7 protein-coding genes are annotated in these 7,441 nt (G+C 73.4%); 5 read left to right on the forward strand and 2 right to left on the reverse strand.

Going from position 1 to position 7,441, the window contains the following annotated elements:
* Positions 1 to 127: 127 nt before the first annotated feature.
* Complete coding sequence (locus tag ACRX5S_RS24745) at positions 128 to 526, reverse strand: VOC family protein (protein WP_436775279.1); 399 nt, start codon at positions 524 to 526, stop codon at positions 128 to 130.
* Between the two features lie 150 nt (positions 527 to 676).
* Here ACRX5S_RS24745 and ACRX5S_RS24750 point away from each other — a divergent pair, with 150 nt between their 5' ends.
* The 5 genes from ACRX5S_RS24750 (at position 677) to ACRX5S_RS24770 (ending at position 5,861) form a co-directional block, all read left to right on the forward strand.
* Positions 677 to 1,453 carry a MerR family transcriptional regulator gene (locus ACRX5S_RS24750; RefSeq protein WP_436775280.1) on the forward strand — a complete coding sequence of 259 codons (777 nt, stop codon included), beginning with the start codon at positions 677 to 679 and terminating at the stop codon, positions 1,451 to 1,453.
* On the forward strand, positions 1,450 to 1,971 hold the full coding sequence (locus tag ACRX5S_RS24755) for a GyrI-like domain-containing protein (protein ID WP_436775281.1): 522 nt from the start codon (positions 1,450 to 1,452) through the stop codon (positions 1,969 to 1,971). Before ACRX5S_RS24750 ends, ACRX5S_RS24755 begins: the two co-directional genes overlap by 4 nt.
* 254 nt (positions 1,972 to 2,225) lie before the next feature.
* Positions 2,226 to 3,683 carry a purine-cytosine permease family protein gene (locus tag ACRX5S_RS24760; RefSeq protein WP_436775282.1) on the forward strand — a complete coding sequence of 486 codons (1,458 nt, stop codon included), beginning with the start codon at positions 2,226 to 2,228 and terminating at the stop codon, positions 3,681 to 3,683.
* A gap of 97 nt (positions 3,684 to 3,780) precedes the next feature.
* Positions 3,781 to 4,353, forward strand: a complete 573-nt coding sequence (locus ACRX5S_RS24765) for a GPP34 family phosphoprotein (RefSeq protein WP_436775283.1) — start codon at positions 3,781 to 3,783, stop codon at positions 4,351 to 4,353.
* A gap of 647 nt (positions 4,354 to 5,000) precedes the next feature.
* Entirely contained in the window at positions 5,001 to 5,861 is an 861-nt protein-coding gene (locus ACRX5S_RS24770) for an alpha/beta fold hydrolase (RefSeq protein WP_436775284.1), read from the forward strand.
* A gap of 103 nt (positions 5,862 to 5,964) precedes the next feature.
* Here the strand turns inward: ACRX5S_RS24770 and ACRX5S_RS24775 are convergent, their stop codons facing one another.
* Positions 5,965 to 7,125 (reverse strand): methyltransferase, encoded by a 1,161-nt coding sequence (locus ACRX5S_RS24775; RefSeq protein ID WP_436775285.1) that lies wholly within the window; start codon positions 7,123 to 7,125, stop codon positions 5,965 to 5,967.
* Positions 7,126 to 7,441: the final 316 nt, after the last annotated feature.

Consider the following 7,441-nt stretch of genomic DNA (forward strand, 5'->3'; position numbering starts at 1 on the left):
CACTGCCCGCCGCGCCGAGGCCGCCCGCACCGCCACCCGGCCGCACGTTCACGACAGCCGAGCACGCGGCAGACGCCCGCCGCCCCCGTGCCGACGTCTCCCGCGCCTCGGCGGTGACGCCGGCCACTCACGCCTCGCGGAGCGGCACCTTCGGGGCGGTGAGTTCGAGGACCAGGCCGTCCGGGTCGGCCAGGCGCAGGTTGTGGCTGACCGCTTCCTCGAAGATCTCGCCGACCTCGTGGCCGCGGGCGGCGAGGTCGGTGCGGAGGTGTTCGAGCGCGGGCAGGTCCGCCACCGCGAACGAGAGGTGGTCGATGCCCGGTGTGGCGGTCCCGGACGGGTCCCCGGGCGCGGCCGTCTGCATGCCGACGACGAAGCCCGCCGCCGGATGGCGGAGTGCCGCGTACGGGCCCGAGTCGATGACGCCCGAGGCGAGATCGCGCAGGCCCAGGACGTCGCGGTAGAAGGCCGCGCTCGTCGCGACGTCGCGGACCACGAGCTGGATGTGCGAGAACCCCTGGATCACCCGCGCATGGTACGGCGGCGTCCCCGCAACAACCAGGCCCGCGGCGACCGTACTTCGACACGTGCCGACACATACGGACAAATACAGTCACGTGCAACCCTGGCGTGCCGCGTTGGACTCTCCCCCTCGGGGAGACCCCATGCTGAGGCCATGGACGACGACCTGCTGGCGATCGGGCAGTTCGCCAGGCTCAGCCGACTCAGCGTCAAGCAGTTGCGCTACTACGCGGAACTCGGGCTGCTGGTGCCCGCGTACGTGGACGAGCAGACCGGCTACCGCTACTACCGCCACGACCAGGCGCGGGACGCGCTGTCGATCGGGCTGCTGCGCACGCTCGACGTACCGCTGGCCGCCATCGCGCAGGTGCTGGACGGCGCGACCGGCGCGCTGGACGGCGTGCACGAGCGCCTGGAGGCCGAACTCGCGCGCCGCCGCTCGACCCTGGCCGCGCTGGAGCGCGTCATGGCCGAGGGCCTGCCGTCCGCGCCGGTCACGGTGGCCGACGAACCGGCGCGGCGCGTGGCGGTGGTCCGGGAGACGGCGGCGGACGAGACCGACCTCGGCCGGGCCACGTCGGCCGCCGTGGCCCGGCTGCTGGCCGCCGCGGCGCCCGCCGGGCCGCCCGAGCTGATCGGCCTGTTCCCGCTCGACTTCGGCGAGGCGATCCCGGTCGCCGTGGCGCTGGTCGGCGACCGGCCGGTGCCGGGCGCCGAGCCGGACGTCCTGCCGGGCGGCCGGTTCGCCCGCGCGACGCACGTCGGCCCGTACGACCAGATCGGGCTGACCGCGCACGCGCTGCTGTCCTGGTGCGCCGAGCGACGCCATCCCGTACGCGGGCCGCTCCGCGAGGTGTACGTGTCCGACCCCGCGACCACGCCGCCCGACCGGCTGGTCACCCACCTGATGATCCCCCTGGAGGAGACATGACCCCCGAACTCGTCCACGCCGAACCCGTCACCTGCCTCAACGTCACCGGCATGGGCGAACCCGGCGGCACCGAGCACCTGGCGGCGATCCGCGCGCTGTACGCCGTCGCCGGCGCGATGGGCGGCCCCGCCGGACCGCTGCAAGGCCGGTGGTGGGCCGAGGACCCGGACCGCGACCCGCTGGACGTACCGCGCGACCAGTGGCGCTGGCACCTCCTGCTGCCGCTGGACACCGTCCCCGAACCGGGTGCCGCCGACCGGGCCCGCGAGCGGGCGCGGGGATCGGGTGCGGCGGTCGACCGGGTGCAGCTCGTCTCGTTCGCGGAGGGCGAGTGTGTGGAGCTCCTGCACGAGGGGCCGTTCAGTGAGGAGAAGAAGTCCCTCGACCTGATGGACGCCTTCATGGCGGAGCACGGCCTTTTGCGCAACGGGCTGCACCACGAGATCTACCTGAGCGACTTCACCGATCCGAACCCGCGGACGATCCTCCGCCAGCCGGTGGCCCGCGCGGCGGGCTGACCGCCGGCTGACCGATCGCAGACTACCGATCGCAGACTGACCGATCGCGGGCTGACCGCCGACAGGCGGAGCTCTCGCAGGCGGAGCGGCGACCCAGCGCAATGCCCTGAATTGCTGGCATTCGCACCACCCCATTGCTGAAATTATTCATTCAAGATCTTGATGTCTGTCTATCTGCATGCCAGATTCGGCGGACGACAGACACAGGTCCCCAGCAAGCGGTCGCCGCTTCGCCTCGCGAAGAGAGTGAGTCCATGCCGGTCGAACAAGATTCCGGGGCGCGCCTTGCGATGGAGCGCCGGACCATCGAGGTCATCCCCGACGCCGAGCGGCACGGCACGCCGCGCAGCCAGTTCACCCTGTGGTTCGGCGCCAACATGCAGATCACCGCCATCGTGGACGGCGCCCTCGCGGTCGTCTTCGGCGCCGACGCACTGTGGGCGATACCCGCGCTACTCGTCGGCAACGTGCTCGGCGGCATCGTCATGGCGCTGCACTCCGCACAGGGCCCGCGGCTCGGCGTACCGCAGATGATCTCCAGCCGGGCCCAGTTCGGGGTCTACGGCGCGGTGCTGCCGCTGCTGCTGGTGATCCTCATGTACCTCGGCTTCGCCGCCACCGGCAGCGTCCTCGCCGGACAGGCGGTGTGCGAGATGCTGCACATCGACAACACCAACGTCGGCATCCTCATCTTCGGCGCCCTGACCGCGGTGATCGCTGTGACCGGCTACCGGCTCATCCACCTCGCGGGCCGCGTCGCGACCGTCATCGGCGTGCTGGGCCTCGGCTACCTGGTGATCCGGTTGTTCACGCAGTACGACGTCGGCGCGCACGTCGGCGACAAGGGCTTCGACGCCGCGACCTTCCTGCTGGCAGTCGGCCTCGGCGCCGGGTGGCAGCTCACCTTCGGGCCGTACGTCGCCGACTACTCGCGCTACCTGCCGCGCGAGACCAGCGACCGCGCGACCTTCTGGTCGACGTTCTGCGGCTCGGTGATCGGGTCGCAGATCGCCATGACGCTCGGTGCGCTGACCGCCGCAGTCGCGGGCAAGGCGTTCCTGCCGGACCAGGTCGGCTTCCTCGGCGACCTGGCGGGCCCGGCCTTCCTCGCGTTCCTCATCTACCTGGTGATCGTGGTCGGCAAACTGACGGTGAACTGCCTGAACGCGTACGGCGGATTCATGTCGATCCTGACGATCGTGACGGCCTTCGACGGCCGCTCGCGCATCTCCTCCGCCGCCCGCGCCGCCTACATCGTGGGCTTCACCGCCGTGTCCGTGGCCATCGCGATGGCGGCCAGCGCGGACTTCCTCGACAACTTCAAGAATTTCGTCCTCATGCTGCTGATGGTCTTCACCCCGTGGAGCGCCATCAACCTGGTCGACTACTACGTCATCTCACGCGAGCGCGTCGACATCCCGGCGCTGTACGACCCGCACGGACGCTACGGCAGGTGGAACGTGACGGCGTTGACCTGCTACGTCGTCGGCGTGGGCGTGCAGATCCCCTTCCTGGCCACCAAGCTCTACACCGGTCCGATCACCGAGGAGCTGGACGGCGCGGACGTGTCGTGGATCGTCGGCCTGGCGTTCACCTCGGTCGTCTACTACCTCTGGGCACGCCGCACGGCCAACCCGCCGGCCGAGACGATCCGCCCTGCCGAACCGCAACCGGACGCTCCTGCCCCGGTGCCGACGTCCGCGTCCGCCTGATGCGGCGTGCGGGACGGCTACGTAGGCTCGTCATCGGAAGCTCCGGAGCCCGGCACCCCGCCTCGGCCTTCCGGCCGTCCCCGATGTGGAGCCGCTCATGACGACTGCCCGCACCCTGATCACGACCGCGCTGGACGAGGCGGGCCGCCGCGATGTGGGCCAGGGCGAACTGTCCCTGGCGCTCGCGGGCGCCGAGCTGGTCGACCTGCTGGCCCTGTCGGCGGTGAGGCTGGACGTCGACAGGATCCTCCCGGACGCGGTCGTCCCGTTCGACGACCCGCTGCTCGCACAGGCCGCGGCCGCGGTGGTCCGGCAGGAGCCGTACGAGACGGCCGAGGACTGGCTGTGGCGCCGCGGCCAGGAGTTGGCCGCCGCCTACGCCGACGCTCTCAAGGAGGAGGGCCGGGCGGCCCGCCGCCGCGACCCGCGGAACCCGCCGGTGGCGGACGAACGCGCACTCTCCTCGCTCGCGAGGTCGGCCGGGCTGCGCGGCACGAGCGGTGCCGAGGCGGGCGACGAGGTCGAGGAGACGGCGACGCCGGTCGCGCCGGAGGACGCGGTGGGTGTCGTGCTCGTGGCGGTCGAGAACGCGGTGACCGAGTTGGAGGCCGTACGCCAGCGCCGCGCGATCGAGCAGGCCGCGTTCGACAACATCTGGCGCGCGCCGTGACCGAGGCGGCGAACTATCGGGAGGCGGAAGCCTTCCAGTGGGTGGCCCGTAGCGACGACGCCCGGATGTCCACCCATGTGGGGACCGCGCCCCCGCACGGTTCGGTCAGGCCCTGGTCGAGGACTTCGACGACAGCGGCCGCGTAGTCGGTCTCGACCCGGTAGCCGCCCGCGGCCCTCCACCCGGCGGTCGGTCACGACCGGGGTCCCGGCCGTGCGGAAGTCGTCGACCAGCGGGGCGTCGGCCATGGGGTCGACCACGCACACGGCGTCCAGCGGGAGGTCCGACCACTCCTCGCGCGGCGCGTGAGCCGGGCGGCGTCAGCACGTGCGCAGGCCGTGTGTGGCAGTGCGGACGGGGCGGGCCGCGGGTGGGCCGGCGTGGTGGCGACGGTGCGCGTGGGCGGCGGGCCGTGTGCGGTAGTGCGGACGAGGGCGGGACGCGAGTGGGCGGGCGTCGGTGGCGACGGTGCTCGCAGCGGGGTGGACGCGCGTGGCCGGGCGTCGGTGGCGACGGTGCTCGCGGCGGGGTGGACGCGCGTGGGCGGGCGTCGGTGGCGACGGTGCTCGCGGCGGGGTGGACGCGCGTGCGTGGCGGCCGGCGGGGGTGCGCGGAAGCCGGGGTGCGGGCGATGGTTGACTTCGTCCATGAAGATCGACCGCCAGGAGAAGGTGCTCCCCGCCGTACACCGCCTGTCCGCGTCCGTCGAGGGTGTCGGGGCCGAGTCGGACCGCGTGACGGCCGTGCTCGCCCACGCCACCGGCTTCCACGGCCGGGTGTGGGAGGCGACCGCCCGCCGCCTGCCCGGCGTCGACTGCCACGCGCTGGACCTGCGCGGGCACGGGGACACGGAGATGCCGGAGGGCTACGACTTCCCGTGGGCGGCGTTCGGCGACGACGTGCTCACGGTGGTCGACGGCCTCGGTGCGGACGCGACCCGGCGGGGCCTGGTCGGGATCGGCCACTCGTGCGGTGCCGCGGCGCTGGTCCTCGCGGAGGCGTCCCGCCCGGGAACGTTCGACTCGCTGTGGCTGTACGAACCGGCGGCGTTCCCGCCGCCCGCCGCGGGCGAGGTGCAGTCCAACCCGCTCGTGGAACCGACCAAACGGCGGCGCCCGACGTTCCCGGACCGCGCCGAGGCCGCGCGCAACTACGCGTCGAAGCCGCCGATGGACGCCTTCGACCCGGAGGTGCTGGCGGCGTACGTCGATCACGGCTTCGCCGACGCGGGCGACCACGTGCGCCTCAAGTGCCGCCCCCTGGACGAGGCCCAGGTCTACGTCTCGTCCCTGGTCGCCGACATCTACGCGGCCATGGCGGAGGTGCGCTGCCCGGTGGTGGTCGTCCAGGGCGTCGAGTCCCCGTCCGGCCGATACGACCGCCTGACCGAGCAGTTCCCGGACGCCCGGCTCGAATCCCACCCCGACCTCTCGCACTTCGGCCCGCTGACCCACCCCGAACGCATCGCCGCCTCGATCCGTACCTGGCTCGCCACCGTCCGCGGCTGACGCAACTCGCCCGAAGAGCCCGGCACTTTGACGATGCCGGGCGCCGCGTTGCGCCGATGATCGATGCGGACACCAGGACGGGGAGCTCAGGGGGCGCCGGAGCTCAAGCCGGGGACAGGCGCCACAGGGTGGTTGTCTCTTGGGCTCGGGCCTGGTGGAGGGGGTCTTTGGAGTCGCGGGCCTTGGGGTGGGTCGGGGTGGTGTGGGTGCTGTCCAGGATGCGGAGGCCCGCGGAGTGGATGAGGTCGGGGAGCTCGTCGGGCCGTCTGAGGCCGAGGAGTTCGGCGAGGTCGGACAGGAGCAGCCAGCCTTCGCCGCCCGGTTCGAGGCGGTCGGCGAGGCCGGTGAGGAAGCTCCGGAGCATGCCGCTGTCCGGGTCGTACACGCCCTGTTCCACGGTCGAGGTCGGACTGCCCGGGAGCCACGGCGGGTTGCAGACGACGAGGTGCGCGCGTCCGGGCGGGAAGAGGCTCGGGCCCGCGATGTCGATGCGGTCCGCGTAGCCGAGCCGGTGCACGTTGTCCTGGGCGCAGGCGAGGGCGCGCGGGCTGATGTCGGTCGCCGCGATGCGTTCGATTCCACGTCGGGCGAGGACCGCCGCGAGCACTCCGGTCCCGGTGCCGAGGTCGAACGCGGTGCGCGGCGCGGTGCCGCCGGAGGCGTGCCGCGGTTCCGGGAGCCGCGCGCGGGCGACCAGGTCGACGTACTCGCCGCGGACCGGGGCGAACACCCCGTAGTGCGGGTGGATGCGGGCCCCGAGGGCCGGGATCTCGACGCCGCGGCGCCGCCACTCGTGGGCGCCGACGACGCCGAGGAGCTCCGTGAGGGAGACGGCGGTGGGCTCGACGGGAGGGCCGTACGCCTCCGCGCACGCCTGCCGAACGTCCGGCGCTCGGCGCAGGTCCAGGCGGTGGCCGGCGTCCAGCAGCACCATCAGTCGGCCCAGCACTCGGGCGCGGTGGCGGCGGGCCCTGCGGTGGGCGCGGAAGGCGTCCGCGAGGTTGTCGCCGCCGCGCGGGGCCTTGCGGTCGACGCGGCGGCCCATGGCCTGGAGCAGTTGGCGGGCGTTGTGGAAGTCGCCGCGCCACAGCAGCCCGGTGCCCTCGCAGGCCAGGCGGTACGCCGTGTCCGCCTTGGTGCGGTCGTCCGCGACGACGACCCGGCGCAGCGGCGGTGCGGCGTTCTCGGAATGCCATCGGGCCGAACGGGCGGTGGCCTCGTCGGTCCAGTGGATGCGGTCGGTGTCGGACACGGTGTCGGGCAAGGCAGGCTCCTCGGCGGGCGAACGTGCGGGGCACGAAGCGCACTTCGAGGAGGAGCGGGCGAGCGCCGGAGGCCTCCGCCCGGCGGGGGCGGGGCACGGCAGACCGGCCGGGGCTACCGCTCCCGCGTCGAAGCGCGCGGGGAGTGGTCGCCGAGAACCATGCCGATTGTCACGACCGAGTCCTTTCCGGGGGACGACGTCCGAGACTCGCACACCTCGATCTCCCGGGCAACCACCGGGTCGGGGGGGGGGGGGGGGGGGGGGGGGGGGGGGGGGGGGGGGGGGGGGGGGGGGGGGGGGGGGGGGGGGGGGGGGG

The sequence above is a fragment of the Yinghuangia sp. YIM S09857 genome (genome assembly GCF_051388915.1).
Lineage (GTDB): Bacteria > Actinomycetota > Actinomycetes > Streptomycetales > Streptomycetaceae > Yinghuangia.